The organism is Phormidium sp. CCY1219 (assembly GCF_055795085.1).
The window spans coordinates 17,040-37,855 of sequence record NZ_JAYFEQ010000357.1 but is presented as its reverse complement, the minus strand read 5'-3'; the positions used below and the strand labels follow the sequence as shown (position 1 = coordinate 37,855).

Genomic DNA, 20,816 nt, shown 5'->3' with positions numbered 1-20,816 from the left:
CTCGTAGGGCTTAGGCTGGTCAGCTACCTAAAGTCAGGGGCTAGAAGCCCCGTCTCTTTAGAGCGGGGTGCTGACTAATGACGAACATCTAGGGTCATCTTACTTTGACAAGGGATGGTTGTTAAACGATCCAGTTTCTCGTAGAATCTTTTATTGTAATTTAAAATGGGTTAATTTGTAACGGTCTAATAAAATAAAGATATATCGCGGTTCTATTTTCCCATAAAACAGCCTTTTGTTAAAGAGTTTTATTTCCCAGTGGCTTATTCTGCGCTGCATGCAACGCTCAAATTGCCAGGGGGGAGGGAGGCACCGACGGGGGCTATTTTTCATGCCTACTTTTGGCTGTGGGATTGGGAGGGTGGTTGCGGGGGGCGTGACGATGGCGCGCGGGGTACCCGCAATCTGGCCAATGCCTGGGTTGCCCTCTGGAGATAACCGATGGCGGGGTCAGGGAAGCGCTCCGATCGCCGCGATTGGGTGGGAATCCGCCTGTAAACGTTTCGTCGAGGAGGCTGCACTTTCCCGCCCGTCTCTGTGGGGTGCGCGAATTGCAACACCAACCTGGGAGGTTGTGCAGTTTAGGGCCGAATTTTACTGGCATTTAACCGCCGCCCGCTTCAGGGGTTAGCCATTAAATTGGGTAACTGTAGGGAGCGAGACGTCAGGGAAGTTCTTCGCGCGGACGATCGCCCTTCCCGAGGGTTGGCGGCCCTTTGCGGGGTCTCCGGGCATGACAAGGCGCTTCGCCAACGCGCTTCCCCCTCCCCGGCACGCCGTTGCCCTTCGGGGGTCTAGGGGCAACGGCGTGCCGAAAACTTGAGGCACGGCGATCGCAACTGGGTTTGAGGTTGTGTCCGCTTTGGAAATGCAGATCGGCTTAACTGTTAATTCTTAATTTGTCCAATGCGGCGATCGCTTCGGTGAATTTGCGATCGAGTCGCGCGATCTGAGACTGTTGCCTTTCTTGGAGTTGCTGAATCTGCAACAGGTCCGGAGGGCGATCGACATTTTGACCCAACCGGGTCAGTTCTTTGGTAATGGTAGCAATTTCGTCATAAAGGGCGGCGATCGCTTCCGTGTGTTGGATTTGGTTGACGCTATCGGTCAATCGCCCTACATTTCGGCTTAATTTAGAAATTTGCGCCACTTCCGGTCGCGCGGCAAATTTTTGTTGCAGCGCATCCACTTTCTTGGCTAGTTGAAAATCCTGGTGTTGCAAGTGTTTAGTTTCTTGGTTTAAGCGTTCTAAACTCTCCACCACCACTTTTTGATGATTAATTTCTAGTTGCCCCAATCGGCGCGCGAGTTTCTCGTGTTCTTGCGGGTCTATCAAGGGTCGCTGGGCTAAAAATTGCACCGCCACATTTAACGAGGCGATTCTGGCTTCAACTCGCGTCAGGTCTAACGGTTCGGAAATCCGCTCTACTTGTTCGCGCAAACGGTCCACTTGTACCGACAACTGGTCGTACACTTTCGCCGCCATAAATGAAGCTTTCCCCTCGATCATGGTTAAAGATTTATTGACCGAAGCCAATTCATCGTAGACCTCGCTCAAGTTAATCCGATCGGGTTGCGGAAGGTGTTGTAATTGCTCTTCGAGTTGGGATAAACGCCACTCGAGTTCGGCAATGGTTAAGGGAATGTCTTGGGAGGGCGGTTCGGTGTGGCGTTGGCGATGGAGAAAGTTTAAAAACAGCGCCAGGGTCAAGGGTGCGGCTGCATAAGCTGCCTGTTGCAATACCGCCGCCGCGAGCGTACCGACAGCCGAAGCCGCGATCGCAGCTAGTTCTGCCCAGTCGCTCGATCGGTACTGCTTGCGATTTTCCCGCGACAATTGTTGTAAATGCTCCCAGATCCGCATGGAGTTAATATACCAAAATTTTGGAATGTTAGCCTGGGTGCGAGGGCTTTTGTGGTGCGATCGCATCGGATTCAATCCAGATGCATGGTCAGCACTTCGGGGTTTACGGGCGGCTTTACGCTCAAACCCGCCCACAGTAAGCAACAATTCCCTCGATCCCCCCTGAGTTCGAGGAACTCGCCCCAACTGCGGAATTATCCGGTGGGCATCCAATTCGAGATTCACCACAGGCGCGATCGCGCCGGGTTGGGATTTGATAGTAGGCACCATTCGGACGGATAGGTGGCCGAAATCGCTCCACTATGATTAAACTTTCGTACTCAAACTCGGGGGTTGACTCGCGATCGGGTCAGAAATTCCCAGTGCGAGTTTTGCTCAAACTTAAACGTAGCTGGAGTCTCTGGTGTGTTTGCCGAAGGGGGATAAAGGGTTTGACCCCTCACTTATCCGGTTCGGTTAACGCCGTCGATCGGGATAACGGAACCGCTTACACTCAATGGTAAACCTCGCACCGCTGATGATTTCACCCTCCACACCCACAGCGCGATCGCTGTTTTATTGAAACTCTACGCAGGCCACCTCCTTTCACGGTTCAGTTGGTCTGAGATGATTTTAGCTAAAATATGGGCAATACTCCATCTATTTTTCCCCGGCGGATGGTTACCGGGCGATCGGTTACGGTTCGCAATGCCAGTCTTGCACTGTTGCTTCGGGGAGAAAGGGGAAGGAGTGACGCAATTCATTCTTGCGCTTTCACCCTTTCGGTGAGCGAACCGATGGGTGAAATGCAACAAACAACAATCCCAACTTTTAAGAGGTTTCTAATGACACAAGATCGTCAACCCCAAGAACCCGTTACTTCCGTTGAAACCGAAGTTCAAGCCGAACCTAACGTGCGGGTCGAAGAGTTCAAACTCAACGGCGAGGACTTGGTAAAAAAAGTGAAAGAATTAATCCAAGAAGGAAACACTCGTCGCCTAATTCTCAAAAACGAAGAAGGTCACGTGCTGATTGAAATTCCCCTCACCGTGGGAGTCGTCGGCGGGGTCCTCGGTACCGCTGTGTTTCCCGTGTTTGCTGCGGTGGGTGCCATTGGCGCGATGGTGGCTCGCTTGACTTTGGTGGTCGAGAAAAAAGAATAGTTCGCGCGCGCTTCGAGTTGTCTACCGATCGCGATCGCGGTTTTCATATAAAGTGCTAACTGCCTCTGTCCTCGACCCTTGGCTCACATTCCCCTAGTAGCCGCGATCGCGCCCTCACCCTTGCTCTGCCCCATTTTACCCCCTTGCCTGGAACGCGCTCTCAACAACAACTGTGGGCATGCCAGCGCCCCAGTTGTTGCTAACCGTTATTCGGCCAGTTCGTAAAGCACAACACTGTGCGGGGTGAGGGTCAAGGTTGCACCGGGTGCGAGAGACTCGGGTAAACTCGAACCGCTTCCCATCCATTTTTCCGCCGCCGAATCCAGTCGCTTTTGCCAATGACCCTCCAGCATATTCGCCGGATAAACCACTGTTTTTTCGTTAAAATTCATTAACAGAAAAATTCGACTCTCTCCATCCCATCGCTGAATTACAATCCAGCGCTCTTTTTCATCCCAATCCACCATTTGACGATTTTTATCGAGCTTTTTTAATGCCGGTATGCTGCGCCTTAGCTGAATCAAATGCTGATAAAATTTCCACAGGTGTTGATGGGATTCTTCTTGACGCAAATTCCAGTTTAGCTTGCAATTGTAGAAGGTTTTCAACCCTGCCGGGTCGGGAAATTCTCCCGGAGAGCCAGCGGCTTTAAATTCGGCTTCTTTTTCCTGGCGAATGGCTTGAATTAATGGCGGTTCGGAGTGACTGATAAAATAGCAAAACGGTGCGCGATCGCCGTATTCTTCTCCCATAAACAGTAAGGGAATAAATGGAGAAAGCAATACCGCGCCCGCCGCTAATTTTAACGCTTCAAAAGAGACGAGGGTGGATAAGCGATCGCCCATGATGCGATAGCCCACTTGGTCGTGATTCTGGGCAAACACGATAAAGCGATCTGCAGGTTCGTCTTCGGAAGAAGCGCCAAATCGCCGCTTTCTAAAAGCAGAATATTCCCCGGTATAAGCAAATCCTTCGCGATAGGATTTTGCCAGATGTTCGCATTTGCCATAATCTTGATAGTAGGCTTGGCTTTCTCCGGTGAGCAACACGTGCAACCCATGATGAAAATCGTCGCACCACTGGGCATTTATCCCATACCCGCCTAACGGTTTCGGACGCAACACGCGCGGGTCGTTTAAATCGCTTTCTGCAGTTAAATAAAATTGACGTCCTTGCTGCTGGGAAAATTCCTCTACGCGGTCGGCGAGTTCTTGCAATAAGGGGCGCGCGCCTACTTCAAAAATAGCCTGAATCGCATCTAAGCGCAAAGCGTCGATATGATAGGTTTCTAACCAATAGAGCGCATTACTCAAAAAAAACTCGCGCACCCCATCGCTATATTCGTCGTCGTAGTTGATAGCATCTCCCCAAATTGGCCGATATTTGGCGGTAAAATACGGACCAAAATCGCGCATGTAATTGCCTTCGGGTCCGAGGTGATTGTACACTACATCGAGAATCACGGCGATGCCGAGTTGATGACAGCTATTCACCAATTGTTTGAGTTGGTCTGGGGTACCGTAGGAGTTTTGTACGGCATAGGGATAGACGCCATCATATCCCCAGTTGCGATCGCCGGGAAATTGGGCGATCGGCATCAGTTCGATGGCGTTGATTCCCAAGTCTTTTAAAATCCCGAGTCGTGGAATTATCGCGCTAAAGGTTCCTTCTGGGGTGAAGGTTCCTACATGCAGTTCGTAGATTACCATGTGCTCTAAAGGAATCCCGGACCAACTGCGATCGGTCCAGGAAAATGTGCCGCGATCGACTACTTGCGAGGCGGAATGTACGCCATCGGGTTGAAAATGGGAGGCGGGATCCGGTCGTTTGAGGGAATTTTCTATCTGATAAAAATAGCGGGTTCCGGGTGCGATTCCGTCGGCGGTGACGTTCCAGTACCCTCGGTTTACTGGTTGCATCGGAATCAAGCGTTCTTCTGCTTGGGAAACCACGAGGACTGAGAGTTCTTGCAGGGTAGGTGCCCAGACGGTAAACTCACACCGATCGCTACCGAGATAATTCGAACCAAATTTAACAGTCATTAGCAGGTCAGGGGATGGGTTAACAGCTTTTTCAGGCGCGGGCAGGGTTGCAGTCTGGGGGTGGTTTGGGGGTATTATCGGCGATCGCGTCTCCCTTGGCATCTTTCTTTAGGTAGAGGTCTCAGGTGTGGTTGGTTCGTCGCCAAACCCCCACCCCGTTTTGTCTGGTGCATTTTACCCAGGAGAGGGTTCGGTGTCAAGTTTTTCTCACTTTTGGCGGGGATGGGGTTGAATTCTCTGGCGAAATGGAGTAGAATACTGTAATCTGGGGCGCAAGCCTGCGGCGGGCTGCAATGTATATATTGCGCCGATAGGTTTTGCGAGTTTAGTGCGATAAATAGGAGCAAAGCGAATGGTATTTATACCCGAGGCAACCATCGACCAGTTGATTCAAGATGACGTTCCTTATTTCGATTTAACGACTCAAGGGCTGGGGATCGGCGATCGCCCCGGCAGAATTTCCTTTCAGTCGCGCGATCGCCTGGTGCTTTCCGGTACGCAAACCGGGGCGCGAATGTTGCAACGGGCAGGGGCGACGGTGACGGAAATGTTCCCTAACGCCAAAGAGGTGGAATCGGGGGTGACATTTCTGGCGGCGGAGGGTAAGGCGGCAACCCTGCACCTTGCCTGGAAAGCAGTGCAAAATGTGCTAGAATATGCCTGTGGTGTGGCGACGAAAACGGCTCAGTTAGTGCGATTGGCGCGGGAAACCAATCCTCAGGCGATGCTATACACCACCCGCAAGCACATTCCGGGCACGAAACCGCTGGCGGTGCAAGCGATTTTGGCGGGGGGTGCCTATCCTCACCGCTTGGGGTTATCGGAAACCATCCTGGTTTTCGAGCAACATCTGAATTTTCTCGGCGGAATCGAGGGGTTGATTTCTCAGTTACCGCAGTTGCAACGTCAGGTGAAAGAAAAGAAAATTATTGTGGAGGTGAAGGAAATTTCCGCTGCATTGGAACTGGCAACCGCCGGGGTGGATGGCATTCAATTTGATAAAGTGCCGGCTCAGACTTTAGCAGAAGCGATCGCGACTTTGAAATCCATTAATCCAAATTTGGTGACATTAGCCGCCGGGGGAATTCATGCCGACAATATTCAAGCGTATGCCGCGATCGCCCTGGATGGGTTGGTGTTAACCGCCCCTTATTTTGCCCCCCCGGCAGATATTAAAGTCCAAATCGAACCCATTGTGCCCCTTCCATCCAATAATCCCGATGTAAAATTTGCATAATGCGTTCCCTATAGTCTGTTTGAATCATTGGGTTAGGAAAAATTGATGCTTAACTCCTTCCCAGGCTAGCCCTGGGAATGTTATTCTGAAATACTCCTCTCAATACTACAGCCGTTTATCCATTTTTCGGTTATTCATTTGCCCCTTGAGTTTGTAAGGTGGGCAGTTCCTTGAATGAGTGGCGAGGGACACCGGAGAAACTGTGGAACTGCCCACCCTACCCGTTGCAATTATTTTTGCACAAGTACATAAAAAAAAGTTGAATTAAAAAAAGTTGAATTAATCTCGTCGGAATGCAGCCGTCACGTCACCCGCAACGGCATAAATTCCCGGGTTGTAGAGCGCAAAACGTTTGGGTCTCTACAACTCGGGTGCTGGGAAAAGCCCTGTTCTTGGCGACGATGGGAGGGAAATTATTCCACGGCAAACATGACGTCGCTGGATTTAATTATCGCATGGGCTTCTTTGCCTTCGGAAAGCCCTAACCTCTCGGCGGAAGCTTTCGAGATGACTCCCGTCATCTGGATGCCCGGAGAGACTTCCAGGGTGATTTCGGCAGTCACCATTCCCATAACCACTTTTTTAACCGTGCCTTTGATAACATTGCGGGCGCTAATTTCCATCCCCTGACTCCTCACAGAAATTACATGGTTTTTCTAAGGGTAGCGGCTTTATTATAGCAACGTTTTTGCATTGATAAGGGGGGATTCGCTTTATTTTTCATTCACCTTTTTAGTGCGAAAAAAATCGAGCGGTTTTCGAGACAGGAAAGGCTGAAATTCCCCGAAAATATTAGAAATATGCCGTTACTGCTTGCAGAAATCATCCCACGATAGGGAGCAATTATTCCGCACAGTCAAAGCGGTAGACCCATAGCCTCGCGCGCGGGGCGATCGCGTGAATTGTTTTCTCCAGGGGCGTTGAGGGGCTGTCACCGAAGGAATTTGCGGGGGAGTGAGTCGTTACTCCTGCAAATACAAACATTGGTTAAACTGCTCACCACGAACAAAATTTTTTCACAAGAGCGGCCATAATAAAAAGAAGCGTTCACCCAGCGAGGAGAAAACGGGGTTAGCGCAAGACTCAACCATTGCCGGGTTCGGATAAGACCGACAGGGGTGCGGTTGTGAATTGTGCGCTAGCTCTGCGAAGCAGAAGCGAAGAGCGAGAGGAAGGAAAGGAAAGCGATCGCGCAATTAGGAGTAAAGAGAAACACAGACAAAAACCGAAAAAGTCATCGCGGGTGACGGTGGAAGGTGAAAAGGTTTCATCTTTAATGGTGGAGTTTCATATTCTACCCAATCAGAAAAAAGCGATCGCGGCGAACAAATTCAAGGGGATTGCAACTGACCTCTAGGGGTCAGGATAAAACTATGCCTTATACCATTGAAAGCGATTGTATTGCCTGCGACTGGTGTCGCCCCCGGTGTCCTACGAAGGCTATTGGCAACAGGAAAAAACGATATTGCATTCATGCTGACCTTTGCAATAACTGCATTGGGTACTATAGCAAACCCATGTGCGTTATCGTCTGTCCGACGCTACATCCGGTACCACTGGTGAGGGAGAAACGGAGAAAAATGGTAAGTCTTTCTAAGCGATCGCGCGATCGCATCCCAAGCAGTGGGGATTTATTTCCCGATGGCAAAACCAGTTCCTTTGCCTCATCCATTGTCATCTGGGAAGCGTGCAATATTTTAGCGCAAAGAGATGCTTTACCTTGGGAAACTGATGCGGAGGGAAAACTCTGTTACGAACGCATTGTCCAAAAAGGCAATGGAAGGATTGCCTTTCGGGTGAGTGAATATCTACAGCACGAGTCTCCCCCGATCGCCCTGGAGAGGGAAGCCGCATTAAAGGCACTCGAAGACATCGATATCCGTTCCGCTTGTCTGCATTTAATTTATGCTGCTCATGCCACGAATTTAGACCGTCCTTGGGTCGAAGAATTTACCATCACCGACGAACAAATTGCCCGCTACTTAGGGTTAGATCGCCGCAAAGACCTAGACCATCATGCCAAGCTTTCTTTAATTAAATATCTGGCGCAACAACCCTGCCAAATCACCCACGAAATCAATTGGGCTAAACGGGGAAGATTTCCCGCTTTCGCCGTAGAAGAAAGCCGCATCTGGCATCTGAAAGATATCGAACACCACTTTGTGGAAGATGACTTGAAACAAAAACATCTCGTCGGACTGACCTTTACAATTCAAGCAGGCCCTTGGGCGCAATACTTCCTCAACCCGGAAGGCTATAAAGAAAAAACCGCATTTTATCAATACGGCATTTTGCCTGAATTTGTCTTAAAAGCGGTGATGAGCATTTGGCAGCATCGAGAAGGAGCGGCGCGAATGCTGCTGTGGCTGTTATTTAAAAGCCGATTGGGCAAAAATCAAGCGATCGCCGTTCCTACCTTAATGCGGATTGCCTACGGCGAGGATAAACTCAACTTCGCGGACTTCAATCGCAAGGAACGAAAAAAGCGAATCCGCGCCTTTGAAAATGACCTAGAAGTGTTATATAACTATGGATGCAAACCTCTATTCGATCCGGGAACCTATCCGCTACCGATTCAGCCTTTGTGGGCAAAATTGCTCGACATTCCAGAAGATAGCGATGCGGCGCTGCAATTTTGGATAGACGATGCGGGGAAAGAAACGCGGATTACCGACCCCGCCCCGCGCGGAAAATGGCAAATGTTGATGAACGCGAAATTACTGGGCTTTGAATTTCCCCGAGAATGGGACCTGCGACTGGCAGAATTCGAGCGCCAAAAGCAGCGCCGAAGTCAAAGAAAATTGAAAAGTAAGCAAGAGCCTCAACTGAGTGGCGATCGCGTGAAAGCGGCGAGACGCAAGAAAGGATTGAGTCAAAGACAGTTGGCGCACATGCTGGAAAAAAGCCAAAGTTGGGTCAGAGATATTGAGAAAGGTCGCTTTGAAATTCAGCAACAAGATGTGGAACCCTTGCGAGATATTCTCGATTTAGAAGAGTGATAAAACCATTGCCGATCGCCAAATTTCCGTCTTGTGGAGGCGAGTTGCGAATTGCACCTCAATCTGCAAGCAATACCCCTCATTTTGGGGGAGATAAATTATTCATTAATGCAAGCGGAACTGCGGCGATCGCCAATAGTTTCCCGAGGTGCTTTGTGGCGATTAAAAAGAATCAATGCCTCAGCCACATCCCTATCGACTGGGGGAGAAAAATAATATCCCTGAGCCGATTGGCATTGTAGTCCGCGCAGTTGGGTGAGTTGTTCCCTGTTTTCCACCCCTTCCGCGATCGCATCCATTCCCAAATTGCGGGCTAAGGTGACGATTGTTTTGACAATTTCGCCATTCTCTGCCGCCCCCATTTGACTGACAAAAGAGCGGTCGATTTTTAACGTATCGATAGAAAATTGGTGCAGGTAGCTCAAAGAAGAATATCCGGTACCAAAGTCATCGATGCATAACTGAATCCCTAAGTTTCTCAGTTGCGAGATGGTTGCCGTCACCGAGGCGGCATTTTCCATCAGCAATGTCTCGGTTATTTCTAATTTTAAGCTTTCTCCCGATAAGCCAGTTTGGTCTAAAATGCGAGCGATCGTGTCGGATAAATTGGGTTGGGAAAATTGTTTGCCAGAAAGATTGATGCTCATGGAAAGCGGAGGTTGAGTGGGGGAAATCCGCCGATCGCGCCCGGATTTGAGGGCGCGATCGACAGCATTTAACCCGAACAATTCCTGCCATTGTTTGAGCTGGCAACAGGCTTCGCGCAATACCCAATCCCCCATCGGAACTATCAATCCCATTTCTTCCGCTAAGGGAATAAACTCCTCGGGAGACACCAATCCGCGTTGGGGATGATGCCAGCGAATCAGAGCTTCAAATCCAGAAATTCTCCCCATTGACAAATCGACAATGGGCTGATAAAATAAACAAAATTCCTGCCGTTCCATCGCCCGTCGCAAGTCGTTTTCTAACTGCAAGCGAGCCACGGCACAGGCGTACATAGTGCCATCGAAGATGGCATAGCGCGCTTTTCCGGTGGCTTTGGCGCGATACATGGCGGTATCGGCATCGCGCAGCAAATCTTCCGGGCGATCGCAATCGGCATGACCGAGGACGATTCCAATGCTGGCGGTGGTGAAAACTTCGTGATTCTCCAAGCAAACGGGAAGGGCCAGTTCGGTTAAAATGCGATCGGCAATCTTCGCCGCATCGTCGGGATCGAGGAGATCTTCAAGCAAAATGGTAAACTCATCGCCGCCAAGACGCGCCACGGTATCGGTATATCGCACGCAGGTTTCCAGCTTGCGCGCGATCGCCACCAGCAAGCGATCGCCTACGCGATGTCCCAAGCTGTCGTTAATCACTTTAAAGCGATCGAGATCCAGAAACAATACCGCACATAAATACTCCGGCGACTGTTTCATCCGTCGCGTCGCTTGTGTGAGGCGATCCATAAATAACGCCCGGTTAGGCAACCCGGTGAGAGCATCGTAAAATGCATTGTGCCGCAACTGCTCCTCGGTGCGCTTGCGTTCGGTAATATCTTCCACCGTGCCTTCATAATAAAGCAATTTGCCCTGAGAATCTCGCACCGCCCAGGCATTTTCCGAAATCCAAATTCGGCGGCGATCGCAACGATAAACCTGGGATTCAAAATTTAACACCGCACCCTGTTTTTGCAACAACTCCATGAACTCCCGGCGTCGGTTTCTATCCAGGTAATTTTCCCCGTCGAGTTGGGTTAAATCCACAATCAGTTCCGCCGGCGATTCATACCCATAAATGCGAGCCAGTGCCGGATTCGCATTGATGTAGCCCCCGTCGGGCGTGGTTTGAAAAATCCCTTCGATCGCGTTTTCAAAAATGCTGCGATATTTTGCTTCCGCCTGACGCAATACTTCCTCTCCTCGCTTGCGTTCCGTGATGTCAAATCGAATCGCTAAATACTGATAGGGAATCCCTGACTCGTTTAAAAACGGCACGATGGTGGCATCCACCCAGACTTCCGTGCCATCTTTCGCTTTTTCTTTTACTTCTCCTTTCCAGGTTTTCCCGGCTGTTAACGTCTCCCACAACTGCCGAGAAAATTCCGGGGTGTGATTGCTGGAATTGATGATGCAGTCGGTTTTGCCAATTAGCTCATTTCGCTGATATTTGTAAGTTTGACAAAAGTTATCGTTGACGTACCGGATGATTCCTTTTTCGTCGGCAATTTCTACAATCGCCGCCCGATCTAATCCCAGCTTGATGTCTGATAATTCCTTGAGGGAGTGTTTCAGTCGTTCCTCGATCGCTTCGCACTGGGTCAATTCGCATTGGGCTAGCTCGTTCAACTTCCTCGGCGCTCGAGTGACGCTCATCCACACCTTTTTGGAATGGTTTGACATGGCAGGATATTGCCGATTCTTTCTCTTCTGCCTCATTTCTTTTTCCTCTCAAAAATTCTTTCGTGTTTCTCTTGTTTTCCGCCACCCTCTCGGTTTGCTTTGGGATTGATGCCCCTGGTTTAGCTGTGCTTTCATCTGCTTGTTTCTACAAGAGTTCAAGCGGTCCGGGATTGCGGTTATTCTTGCTACCAAATTGTTCGATTCTTCTCCAGCTTTAGATGTTTTTACGTCTTTTTATAATTGGTTTTAGCAGTTTATCGACGCTCCAGGCAATTTACCTCAATCGGCGAATAATTGAACCAGGGGTCAAATCAATCGGTATCGAGGCAGAGCCTCTCAGAAAGGGTTCCTCCGTGGGGGGGGAACGAGTTAAAAAATCTGGCGCGATCGCGGTGCAAAAAATGTCTGTTTTTGCCATTACACCCACGTGCGATGGGAAACGTTGGGGAAAACTAATCGGCGCAATTCTTCCTCGGTTAAATTGCGCTTGAGCTGTACGGATAAAGCGCGCACCGCATCCAGGAGCGATCGCGTTTCTTCATTTTCGATGGCAATCCCGTAGCGTTCCAGGCGATCGCACAAGCCGTGACGCCCGGAATGTTTGCCCACCACTAACTGGCGCGTTGCCCCCACGGTTTCCGGGGCAAAGGGTTCGTAGCTGTGGGGATTTTTCAGCACGCCGTGGGTGTGGATGCCCGCTTCGTGAGCGAAGGCATTCTCACCTACAATTGCCTTCCAGGGGGGTAACTTCGCGCCGGATGCCTGCTGCACCAGTTGCGAGAGTTCGAACAAGCCCGGGGTTTCGATGCCTAACTTCAAACCGTATATCTGCTGCAGGGCCATCACTACTTCTTCCAGTGCCGCATTGCCGGCTCGTTCTCCCAAGCCGTTGACGGTGGTATTCACGGAGAATGCCCCCGCTTTCACTCCGGCGATCGCGTTAGCAGTTGCCATGCCGAAATCGTTGTGAGTGTGCATCTCTACCGGAATTGATAGTGCCGCTACCAGCTTGGCGACTTTCTCGTAGGTGGTAAACGGATCTAAAATTCCCACGGTATCGCAGAAGCGAAACCGGGATGCGCCCCACTCTTGCGCCTGTTGTGCCACTTGGATTAAAAAATCTTCTGGCGCGCGGGAACTATCCTCACCGCCGACGGAAACGAACAAGCCGCGATCGCGGGCGAAGGCGATACTCTGGCGCAAGCGGTTTAATGCGGCGGCGCGATCGCCTTGGAACTTAATCTCGATTTGGATATCGGATACCGGAATCGACAGATGCACCCGCTGCAACCCACAGGCGAGGGATGCTTCGATATCCGAGGGGACACAGCGATTCCACCCCAGTAAGTGCGATTTCAGTCCCAATGCCGACATTGCCGAGATCGCCAGGGCTTCTGCGCCCCCCATTGCGGGGATTCCCACTTCGATTTCCGGAACGCCCATGCGATCGAGCCGAGTCGCGATCGCCACTTTTTCCTCTACACTAAATGCTACCCCTGCTGCTTGTTCGCCATCGCGCAGGGTCGTATCGTTTATCCAAATTCCGTTCATTTTTCTTTTCCTATTCTTCCCTCTGCCAATGCAGAGTGCTCCATTTAATTTTAGCTTAGCTCGACTCCGAAGCTGTCTTGATTTTTTGTTAAAAAACAATACATTTCCTTTCGCCTTTTTTTCCTTGACCGATACGCCCATTAACCCCCCTATCTCCCGGTAGGCGTAAAACTTCATCAAGTCTAAAAAATTGCGGTTTGCATTAACACTTGAGTATTTTTACCTCGGTTTTCTGCCAGGACTGAGGATTGTTTCTTAACATTTATTTCACATTTATGCGCCCAATAATTTTGCCTTATGAAAAGTCCGGGCGAGCCAATTGAATCGGCAATGTTGGCTGGGAGATAAGCGCACCGATGCCAATTTTCCAGAAAGCAACTCGCCCCGATCGCTCGCGAGGAGGGAAAGGAGCGAGACGGGAAAAGTCATGGGAGATGTTACGCGGATTGTAATTCCTCATCGAGCCATTGCAGAATTTGGACTTGTTGGAATGTCACTTCTCGAATCACATCCCGGAGTTGGAGGGCTTGGGAGAAAGTGAGCAAATGAACCCATAACAATCCGTTGCGGGTAAACCAACAAGGGATAAACCGGGCTTCAAGTTGTTCGTAAACTCTCCAGCGATCGCCCGGAGCAATATTCAACAACTCGATAACCGAGTCGTTTAGGGCCGAATCGATAACCATTATCATGCTCCCGGAGACCGTAAGGTTTGCAGTTGTTGTTCCAGGGCTTCGATGCGAGTGACTAACGACCGAATCACCTGAGCTTCCGCATCCGGGAGGCGTCCGTGTTCTAGGGGATCGACCCGCACCCCGGCGCGATAGACAATGCGCCCGGGAACCCCGACCACGGTGCAATCCGAGGGGACATTTCGCACCACCACGGATCCGGCTCCAATGCGGACGCGATCGCCAATCTGGATATTCCCCAGAACTTTCGCTCCCGCACCCACCACCACATTTGCACCGAGGGTGGGATGTCGCTTGCCGGTTTCTTTCCCGGTTCCGCCGAGGGTGACGCCTTGATAAATTAAGGCAAAATCGCCCACAATTGCCGTTTCTCCAATCACGACGCCCATCCCGTGGTCGATACAGACGCCGATTCCGATCTGTGCCCCCGGATGGATTTCGATGCCGGTGAAAAACCGCGCCAAGTGAGACATCAACCGGGGGATCAGCGGAATTTTCCACCCCTGTAGCCAATGGGCGATTCGGTAAAATACTAATGCCTGCAATCCCGGATAGCAAAGCAAGACTTCCAGCCAATTGCGCGCCGCCGGATCCCGGTGGAATATCATCTGGAAGTCGGCGAGAATCCCCGGGGCGATTTTCCGTCCCGGGGTGGAGGGATGCCTTGCGTCGGGAGGATCCGCAGACCGATGCTGGAATATCGGTCTGCTCGTACCGCTTTTTTCTTCAATGGATAAATAAGGTGTCATAGAAGTGAAGGGGGTGATGTGGATCGGTTCGTCAAATTCTGTTCGCTTCAAGCGTTTGCCACTCTCGAGGGGCTGTTTGACAGAGGCGATCGCCGTTTACACTCCTTATTGTCTGGTCAAATATCGCGCTTCGCCAACCTCGAACGCCACAGAAGTGGCAGCGATCGCCATCGCGGGCGATCGGCTCTCGGCTATATTTCTTGCTTATATCAGATCCGACGGTACAGTGTTTGTAATCCTCTATACCTCCGCGAGGTTGCTTATTAGTCTTGCACTCAGTGCCATTTTCCTCAGTAATTCCACTGTTTCCCGGTTTCCAAAAATTTAGGGTCGGCTTTTTGGGGCACTGGGTGCGGCAGCTTTTGTACTCAATTTGAGCCGATTTGTATCATATTCGCTACCATTTTCTCTCAAGGAGAATTGAGGATTAAAAAAAAGCCTGGTTGGTGGGCAACACCCCCCACCCACCCCAGCTTCACCTGGAAAGGCAAAAGCCGTCAGTGGTCTTTAGACCACTTCAGCTAGACGAGGCGGGGACTTTTAGTCGCCGTCTATCTGCTGCCCTGGCGATAAATGTCAAGAGTTCTGGATTTTGGGTTTCCCGGTTTCCGTTCAGGCTGAGCCAAAATCGAAAAAATAGAGTATAATCAGTTACAGAGTTCTCCGGCATCCACTGCAGGGCGATATTTTTTTTGGAAAAAATCGTTAAACTAGCACGAAAATTTTGAAAATAATGCTATATTGGATACAGAATTGAATTCTGTGGATGTATGGAATCTGGAGTTGTTAAAAAAAGTTAAACTTCTCCAGATCCTTTTTATAAAAATTTAATTTTTAGTTTATAATTATTTTATAATTGTTACAATGTTAAGGCGAGTCCCGAGAGCGAGGGGGAATCAAGCCACCTCGGAAACGCCATTCCCCCACCTCAACGCTGAAAACCGCTCGCTGAGGGGGAAGGCCGGAAGTTAGAAAAGAGCCGCCCGGGCGCTACTTCCGGGAAAAAACAGAAGCAAGCGAGTACCGAAGTGTACTCAAACATAGCGCATCTTAAACAGGGGTTAAACTCTTGTTGTGTAACCGTTAAAGGGCGAGTACAAAAAAGCCCGACCCCACCTCCGCAAATACCCGTACCTCCCCGGAGAAACGCCCGACCCCCGAGGCTGAAAAAAAATAAATATTTCTTGTATCCCCCATCGCATCGGGGGATGAGAAATTTGAGTACACCCTAATAATACTAATTAAATAATCGAGATAGCGTCCGTGAGGGGGAGAGGACGGGATTGATATAAAACTTGCCAAGGGAAAAAGCGAGGCGATCGCGGCATCCACTGCGACGCTCCTGTGTCACCCTTGCCATATCAGGCTGAGTCAAGAACCCGGACTAAAGCGCTCGTCGCGAAAACCAGAAACATTCGACCGCGATTAAAAGAAAAGTAGGCTCGACCCACAGGAAGAGAAACAGAATTTCAGCGCGTTAAACTGGACATCACAGACGAGTAGAGTTTCGACTCTTGGGTTCTTCAACTCGATTTCATCCACAGCAATTCAATTCACCCAACTTAGTTATGAGTTCATCCACCGAAAAACGCCCCTTCGCCACTGCGAGTGGGGGCACGACCACAGTTATTCCGCAGTGCGAGTCCGGCGATCGCGCCACAGAAACCAGCCATTCAAAAATCAGAATCGCTGTTGCCACAAAAGGCTACGGACTCATCAACCAGCACTTCGGACATGCTAAAGAATTCCTTATCTACGAAGTAGACGGAAATGCGGCTCAACTTATCGCCCAGCGCCCGGTGAGCCAATATTGCCACGGGAAAGACAACGGGCCGGGAGACTTAAGTGAAATTACCCAGATACTCGGCGACTGCGAAGCGGTGTTAGTGGCGAAAATTGGAGCCGTGCCCGCCGATCGCCTGCGCGAAGCGGGCATCGAAGCAGTGGAAGTGTACGACACCATCGAAACCGCCCTTTGGAACTATTACGAGGAGTGGTGTAGCACCCCCTCCGACGACGATCGCACCCCCACGTCATAGGAGGAAACCCATGCACTCAACCAACCCATCTCCGATTTATCTGGACAACAACGCCACCACCCAGGTTGCTGAAGAAGTCCTCGAAGCCATGCTGCCCTATCTGACCCAGTATTATGGGAATCCATCCAGCATGCATACCTTCGGCGGACAACTGGCGCGAAGTATCAAACAATCCCGGGAAAGCGTCGCCGCCTTACTCGGTGCCGAACCCAGCGAAATCCTGTTTACCAGTTGCGGCACCGAAGGCGACAACGCTGCCATCCGCGCCGCCTTACAGGCAAAGCCCAACAAACGGCACATCGTCACCACCCAAGTGGAACATCCCGCCGTGCTGAGTACCTGCAAAACCCTAGAAAAGCAGGGATATCGCGTCACCTACCTCCCCGTGAACGGGAAAGGGTTGCTCGACTTACACCAACTAAAAGAGGCTCTCACCGACGACACCGCCTTGGTGTCGGTGATGTGCGCCAACAACGAAATCGGCACGGTTTTCCCGATCGAACGCATTGGGCATATTGTCAAACAGCGGGATATCCTGTTCCACGTGGATGCAGTGCAAGCGGTGGGCAAACTGCCGTTAAACATGAAAGATAGTACCATAGACTTTTTGGTGCTGTCGGGACACAAGCTGCACGCCCCGAAAGGGATTGGCGCGCTCTATATCCGCAAAGGCGTGCGATTCCGGCCCTTACTGATCGGCGGACATCAGGAAAAAGGCCGGCGCGGCGGTACGGAAAACGTACCGGGCATCGTGGGATTGGGCAAAGCGGCGGAATTGGCAATGGAGTATTTTGAAGAAGAAGTGACCCGGGTGAAATCCCTGCGCGATCGCCTGGAAACCGGCTTGCTCTCGACCATTCCGGATTCCCAGCTCAACGGACATCAAAGTTTGCGGTTGCCGAACACCACGAACATCGGGTTTAAATATATCGAAGGGGAAGCCATTCTGCTCTCCCTCGATCGCGAAGGGATTTGTGCCTCCTCCGGTTCCGCCTGCACCTCCGGGTCCTTGGAACCCTCCCACGTGTTGCGGGCGATGGGACTGCCTTACACCTTGTTGCATGGCTCGATTCGCTTTAGCCTCTCGCGCTATACCACTGCCGGTGAAATCGATCGCGTATTGCAGGTGATGCCGCAGATCGTGACGCGACTGCGCGCTATGTCGCCGTTTAACAGCGACACCGACGAACAACAAGGCTGGTTGCAGGAAAAACAACAAGATTTAGAGAATGTGGCGGTGCGATAGGGTGCTAGCTCCAGCGGGGACCCCTGATGGGTGTTGCCCCTGCACCCCTGACACCGCCTGCGCCACAGAGTAGAAATATAGGAGAATTAAAGATGTGGGATTATAGCAATCAAGTGATGGATTTATTTCACAATCCCCACAACATGGGCGCGATCGCCACGGAAGAGTGTGGAGAAGACGAAGCGATCGCCGTGGGTGAGATTGGTAGCATTGTGTGTGGCGACGCCCTGCGCCTGCACCTGCGAATCGAGAAAACCAGCGAGACGATTCGGGATGCGCGATTTCAGACCTTTGGATGTGCCAGCGCGATCGCCTCCTCCTCTGCATTGACCGATTTGCTCCTCGGGATGACTCTCGACCAAGCGCTGCAAATCACCAACCGCGAAATCGCCGACTATCTCGGCGGGTTGCCCGAAGAAAAAATGCACTGTTCCGTGATGGGACAAGAAGCCCTAGAAGCGGCAATTTCCAACTATAGAGGGGTTCCGATTAGACCTCACGAAGACGATGATGGGCCTTTGGTCTGCACCTGTTTTGGGGTCAGCGCTGCCAAGATTCGCCGACTGATCCGGGCGAATAATTTGGCAACCACGGACCAAGTGACGAATTATATTAAAGCCGGCGGCGGTTGCGGGTCTTGTTTGCCGCTGATTGACGATTTGGTGGCCGAATATGCGGAAGTGGATCGTCCCGACTTGCCTGAGGTGGAAATTCCGCCAATTCCAGACCCGGTGGCGGTTTCAGCACCAGAACCTCCGAGGACAACTGTCACCCAAACTAGTCTGACGAATTTACAAAAAATTTCTCAGATTCAAAAGGTGCTTGAAGAAGAAGTGCGACCGATTTTAGCCCTCGATGGCGGCGATGTGGAATTGTATGACGTGGAGGGAGACCGAGTGAAGGTGCTGCTCAAGGGCGCTTGTGATAGTTGCCCCAGCGTCACGATTACCCTGAAAATGGCGATAGAACAACGGTTGCGAGAGCGGGTTATTTCTTCTCTGGTTGTCGAACCGGTGTCTTAGTCGAGAAAGTTTCCCTCGGGAGAAGGGTTTAAGATGAAAAGTAACAAAAATTACACTGCCGATTCTGTGACTGAGTTGCCCGAGATGTCCCCGGGGAATATATGGGCGATATTGGTTCAGCTTCAGGAATTCTGGCACCAGGCATCGAACGATTTTGGCCTGAAGCTGCGATCGCCGGAAAATGGAAAGGTTGGCGATCGTCTAGAGTTTGCCAATCCCAAGGAGGTTACGCCCGATCCGCGCATTTATGATTTTCCGGATTTGGTTTTGAAACCGTTGCAAGTGCTGCGGTCAAAATAAGCTTCTTGTGAAAAGAAGATACTCTCAACCTGCTATCTTTACCCTAATTGCCCCTTGCGGTTTGGCAGGGGCTTTTTTTTTGCGGCAATATCGCATATTCAACAACCGTTTAAGGGTTTTTATCCTTGAAAATTCCTGGACTTTTAGACCTTATAACAACTACAAGATTGTTTATTAAGAAAATATAAAAAGCGTAAACCGAGCTTTATATTTTTATTATATTGTTACAAAAATCGGAAAAGGTTCTGCCAAGTTTAATGACAGGTTTGGATGAAAAGAGCTAGAATGCTTTCAGGGCATAAGGTTGCAGAAATAAGCGCGGGGAAAATCGAGGCGATCGACCACCGTAGATCCACGAGTCTGACAAAAAAAAATCAAAAAAACCGAGATTTTACTGAAAAAACCTTATATTTTGTAGCAAAGCATACAACAACAAAAAAAATCTTTGCCTATGATTAAATTGGAACGAAAGGAAGAAACCATTTCGATTCCCAAAGCAAAGAGTTTTGTACGTGAAGGCAATCGGTCAATCGATAAAGACGAGAGTCTAAACTAAACGAAACCGAGACCCAAGAAAATTCTTGCCCCACCTCTGGGTTTAGAGGAATTTACAGATTTCACTGAACTGAAAAATTAAGACCGAAAATTAGGAGGTCAACATCATGCGGAAGATTGCTGTTTACGGAAAAGGCGGAATTGGTAAATCCACAACCACCCAAAACACCGTTGCTGGATTAGTCGAACTCGGTCGAAAAGTGATGGTGGTAGGTTGCGACCCCAAAGCTGACTCCACCCGCTTGCTGCTCGGAGGACTGCACCAAAAAAGCGTGTTAGACACCCTGCGCGAAGAAGGTGAAGACGTAGAACTCGATGAAGTTCGCAAACCTGGATACGGGAACACGTTATGCGTGGAATCTGGCGGTCCGGAACCCGGTGTGGGTTGTGCGGGACGAGGGATTATCACCTCGATTTCGTTGCTCGAACAACTCGGCGCGTATGAAGAAAGCGAACAACTCGACTACGCTTTTTACGATGTACTGGGGGACGTGGTTTGTGGTGGATTTGCCATGCCGATTCGCGAAGGTAAAGCGAAAGAAATTTATATCGTTACCTCCGGCGAAATGATGGCAATGTATGCCGCGAATAACATTTGCCGAGGCATTCAGAAGTATGCCGAATCTGGCGGGGTTCGCTTAGGCGGTTTAATTTGCAACAGCCGTAAAGTGGATCGCGAAGCCGACATGATTCAAGCGTTAGCGGAAAAACTCGGCACCCAGATGATTTACTTCTTGCCTCGCGACAATATGGTTCAACGGGCAGAACTGAACCGCAAGACGGTGATCGAATACGATCCTACTTGCGAACAAGCCGATCACTATCGGAATTTGGCCAATGCGATCGACGCCAACAGCAATGTGGTGGTTCCCACGCCGATGAAGAACGACGATTTAGAACACTTGCTCGTCAAATTCGGTTTGTATGAATAAAGAGAGCGGGCGTTGGGGTAGTGAGGAAGCGTCAAGTGCGCCAAGGCATTGCCCCGAAG

Annotated in this window: 18 protein-coding genes; 10 read left to right on the top strand and 8 right to left on the bottom strand. The window is 50.4% G+C overall.

What is annotated here, in order from left to right:
* Nucleotides 1-880: 880 nt before the first annotated feature.
* Nucleotides 881-2,134 carry a hypothetical protein gene (locus AC0QH1_RS06825; protein WP_324630227.1) on the bottom strand — a complete coding sequence of 418 codons (1,254 nt, stop codon included), beginning with the start codon at nucleotides 2,132-2,134 and terminating at the stop codon, nucleotides 881-883.
* 554 nt (nucleotides 2,135-2,688) lie between these two features.
* Here AC0QH1_RS06825 and AC0QH1_RS06820 point away from each other — a divergent pair.
* The gene (locus AC0QH1_RS06820; protein ID WP_324630226.1) at nucleotides 2,689-3,006 is read left to right on the top strand and encodes a DUF4342 domain-containing protein; all 318 of its coding nucleotides are present in this window, start codon (nucleotides 2,689-2,691) and stop codon (nucleotides 3,004-3,006) included.
* A 206-nt stretch (nucleotides 3,007-3,212) separates the two neighbouring features.
* Here AC0QH1_RS06820 and treZ read toward each other — a convergent pair whose 3' ends face one another.
* On the bottom strand, nucleotides 3,213-5,048 hold the full coding sequence (treZ, locus tag AC0QH1_RS06815) for a malto-oligosyltrehalose trehalohydrolase (RefSeq protein ID WP_324630225.1): 1,836 nt from the start codon (nucleotides 5,046-5,048) through the stop codon (nucleotides 3,213-3,215).
* Nucleotides 5,049-5,400: 352 nt separating this feature from the next.
* On the opposite strand from treZ, the gene modD reads away from it, so the two are divergent.
* The gene (modD, locus tag AC0QH1_RS06810; RefSeq protein ID WP_324630223.1) at nucleotides 5,401-6,285 is read left to right on the top strand and encodes a ModD protein; all 885 of its coding nucleotides are present in this window, start codon (nucleotides 5,401-5,403) and stop codon (nucleotides 6,283-6,285) included.
* 413 nt (nucleotides 6,286-6,698) lie between these two features.
* On the opposite strand, the gene AC0QH1_RS06805 is transcribed toward modD, so the two are convergent.
* Nucleotides 6,699-6,908: a TOBE domain-containing protein gene (locus tag AC0QH1_RS06805; protein WP_324630222.1), complete on the bottom strand. Its 210-nt coding sequence runs from the start codon at nucleotides 6,906-6,908 to the stop codon at nucleotides 6,699-6,701.
* A gap of 220 nt (nucleotides 6,909-7,128) precedes the next feature.
* A complete protein-coding gene (locus tag AC0QH1_RS06800; RefSeq protein ID WP_324630221.1) occupies nucleotides 7,129-7,269 on the bottom strand; it encodes a hypothetical protein in 141 nt (46 codons plus the stop codon).
* A 142-nt stretch (nucleotides 7,270-7,411) separates the two neighbouring features.
* Here AC0QH1_RS06800 and AC0QH1_RS06795 point away from each other — a divergent pair, with 142 nt between their 5' ends.
* Both AC0QH1_RS06795 and AC0QH1_RS06790 read left to right on the top strand, forming a co-directional pair.
* Nucleotides 7,412-7,642 carry a hypothetical protein gene (locus AC0QH1_RS06795; RefSeq protein WP_324630220.1) on the top strand — a complete coding sequence of 77 codons (231 nt, stop codon included), beginning with the start codon at nucleotides 7,412-7,414 and terminating at the stop codon, nucleotides 7,640-7,642.
* Nucleotides 7,643-7,865: 223 nt separating this feature from the next.
* Nucleotides 7,866-9,284, top strand: a complete 1,419-nt coding sequence (locus AC0QH1_RS06790; protein ID WP_324630218.1) for a helix-turn-helix domain-containing protein — start codon at nucleotides 7,866-7,868, stop codon at nucleotides 9,282-9,284.
* Nucleotides 9,285-9,382: 98 nt separating this feature from the next.
* On the opposite strand, the gene AC0QH1_RS06785 is transcribed toward AC0QH1_RS06790, so the two are convergent.
* The 4 genes from AC0QH1_RS06785 to cysE form a co-directional block, all read right to left on the bottom strand.
* Complete coding sequence (locus AC0QH1_RS06785) at nucleotides 9,383-11,671, bottom strand: EAL domain-containing protein (protein WP_324630216.1); 2,289 nt, start codon at nucleotides 11,669-11,671, stop codon at nucleotides 9,383-9,385.
* 417 nt (nucleotides 11,672-12,088) lie between these two features.
* Complete coding sequence (gene nifV / locus AC0QH1_RS06780; protein WP_324630214.1) at nucleotides 12,089-13,222, bottom strand: homocitrate synthase; 1,134 nt, start codon at nucleotides 13,220-13,222, stop codon at nucleotides 12,089-12,091.
* 437 nt (nucleotides 13,223-13,659) lie between these two features.
* Nucleotides 13,660-13,908, bottom strand: coding sequence for an Asr1405/Asl0597 family protein (locus AC0QH1_RS06775; RefSeq protein WP_324630213.1), 249 nt, complete (start codon nucleotides 13,906-13,908; stop codon nucleotides 13,660-13,662).
* Nucleotides 13,909-13,910: 2 nt separating this feature from the next.
* Nucleotides 13,911-14,552: a serine O-acetyltransferase gene (gene cysE / locus AC0QH1_RS06770; protein WP_442957290.1), complete on the bottom strand. Its 642-nt coding sequence runs from the start codon at nucleotides 14,550-14,552 to the stop codon at nucleotides 13,911-13,913.
* A 166-nt stretch (nucleotides 14,553-14,718) separates the two neighbouring features.
* Here cysE and AC0QH1_RS06765 point away from each other — a divergent pair, with 166 nt between their 5' ends.
* From AC0QH1_RS06765 to nifH, 6 genes are all read left to right on the top strand, one after another.
* The gene (locus AC0QH1_RS06765; protein ID WP_324630212.1) at nucleotides 14,719-14,991 is read left to right on the top strand and encodes a hypothetical protein; all 273 of its coding nucleotides are present in this window, start codon (nucleotides 14,719-14,721) and stop codon (nucleotides 14,989-14,991) included.
* A 1,240-nt stretch (nucleotides 14,992-16,231) separates the two neighbouring features.
* Nucleotides 16,232-16,702 carry a NifB/NifX family molybdenum-iron cluster-binding protein gene (locus tag AC0QH1_RS06760; RefSeq protein ID WP_324630210.1) on the top strand — a complete coding sequence of 157 codons (471 nt, stop codon included), beginning with the start codon at nucleotides 16,232-16,234 and terminating at the stop codon, nucleotides 16,700-16,702.
* Nucleotides 16,703-16,712: 10 nt separating this feature from the next.
* A complete protein-coding gene (gene nifS, locus AC0QH1_RS06755; protein WP_324630208.1) occupies nucleotides 16,713-17,948 on the top strand; it encodes a cysteine desulfurase NifS in 1,236 nt (411 codons plus the stop codon).
* Nucleotides 17,949-18,040: 92 nt separating this feature from the next.
* On the top strand, nucleotides 18,041-18,970 hold the full coding sequence (nifU, locus tag AC0QH1_RS06750) for a Fe-S cluster assembly protein NifU (protein ID WP_324630207.1): 930 nt from the start codon (nucleotides 18,041-18,043) through the stop codon (nucleotides 18,968-18,970).
* A gap of 33 nt (nucleotides 18,971-19,003) precedes the next feature.
* Nucleotides 19,004-19,270 (top strand): hypothetical protein, encoded by a 267-nt coding sequence (locus tag AC0QH1_RS06745; RefSeq protein WP_324630205.1) that lies wholly within the window; start codon nucleotides 19,004-19,006, stop codon nucleotides 19,268-19,270.
* 662 nt (nucleotides 19,271-19,932) lie between these two features.
* On the top strand, nucleotides 19,933-20,757 hold the full coding sequence (gene nifH, locus AC0QH1_RS06740; protein ID WP_324630203.1) for a nitrogenase iron protein: 825 nt from the start codon (nucleotides 19,933-19,935) through the stop codon (nucleotides 20,755-20,757).
* Nucleotides 20,758-20,816: the final 59 nt, after the last annotated feature.

Coding starts and splice junctions, on each gene's coding strand:
- AC0QH1_RS06825 (WP_324630227.1), bottom strand. CDS start 2,134: ATGGTGCCTACTATCAAATCCCAACCCGGCGCGATCGCGCCTGTGGTG.
- AC0QH1_RS06820 (WP_324630226.1), top strand. CDS start 2,689: ATGACACAAGATCGTCAACCCCAAGAACCCGTTACTTCCGTTGAAACC.
- treZ (WP_324630225.1), bottom strand. CDS start 5,048: ATGACTGTTAAATTTGGTTCGAATTATCTCGGTAGCGATCGGTGTGAG.
- modD (WP_324630223.1), top strand. CDS start 5,401: ATGGTATTTATACCCGAGGCAACCATCGACCAGTTGATTCAAGATGAC.
- AC0QH1_RS06805 (WP_324630222.1), bottom strand. CDS start 6,908: ATGGAAATTAGCGCCCGCAATGTTATCAAAGGCACGGTTAAAAAAGTG.
- AC0QH1_RS06800 (WP_324630221.1), bottom strand. CDS start 7,269: ATGTTTGTATTTGCAGGAGTAACGACTCACTCCCCCGCAAATTCCTTC.
- AC0QH1_RS06790 (WP_324630218.1), top strand. CDS start 7,866: ATGGTAAGTCTTTCTAAGCGATCGCGCGATCGCATCCCAAGCAGTGGG.
- AC0QH1_RS06785 (WP_324630216.1), bottom strand. CDS start 11,671: ATGTCAAACCATTCCAAAAAGGTGTGGATGAGCGTCACTCGAGCGCCG.
- nifV (WP_324630214.1), bottom strand. CDS start 13,222: ATGAACGGAATTTGGATAAACGATACGACCCTGCGCGATGGCGAACAA.
- AC0QH1_RS06775 (WP_324630213.1), bottom strand. CDS start 13,908: ATGGTTATCGATTCGGCCCTAAACGACTCGGTTATCGAGTTGTTGAAT.
- AC0QH1_RS06760 (WP_324630210.1), top strand. CDS start 16,232: ATGAGTTCATCCACCGAAAAACGCCCCTTCGCCACTGCGAGTGGGGGC.
- nifS (WP_324630208.1), top strand. CDS start 16,713: ATGCACTCAACCAACCCATCTCCGATTTATCTGGACAACAACGCCACC.
- nifU (WP_324630207.1), top strand. CDS start 18,041: ATGTGGGATTATAGCAATCAAGTGATGGATTTATTTCACAATCCCCAC.
- AC0QH1_RS06745 (WP_324630205.1), top strand. CDS start 19,004: ATGAAAAGTAACAAAAATTACACTGCCGATTCTGTGACTGAGTTGCCC.
- nifH (WP_324630203.1), top strand. CDS start 19,933: ATGCGGAAGATTGCTGTTTACGGAAAAGGCGGAATTGGTAAATCCACA.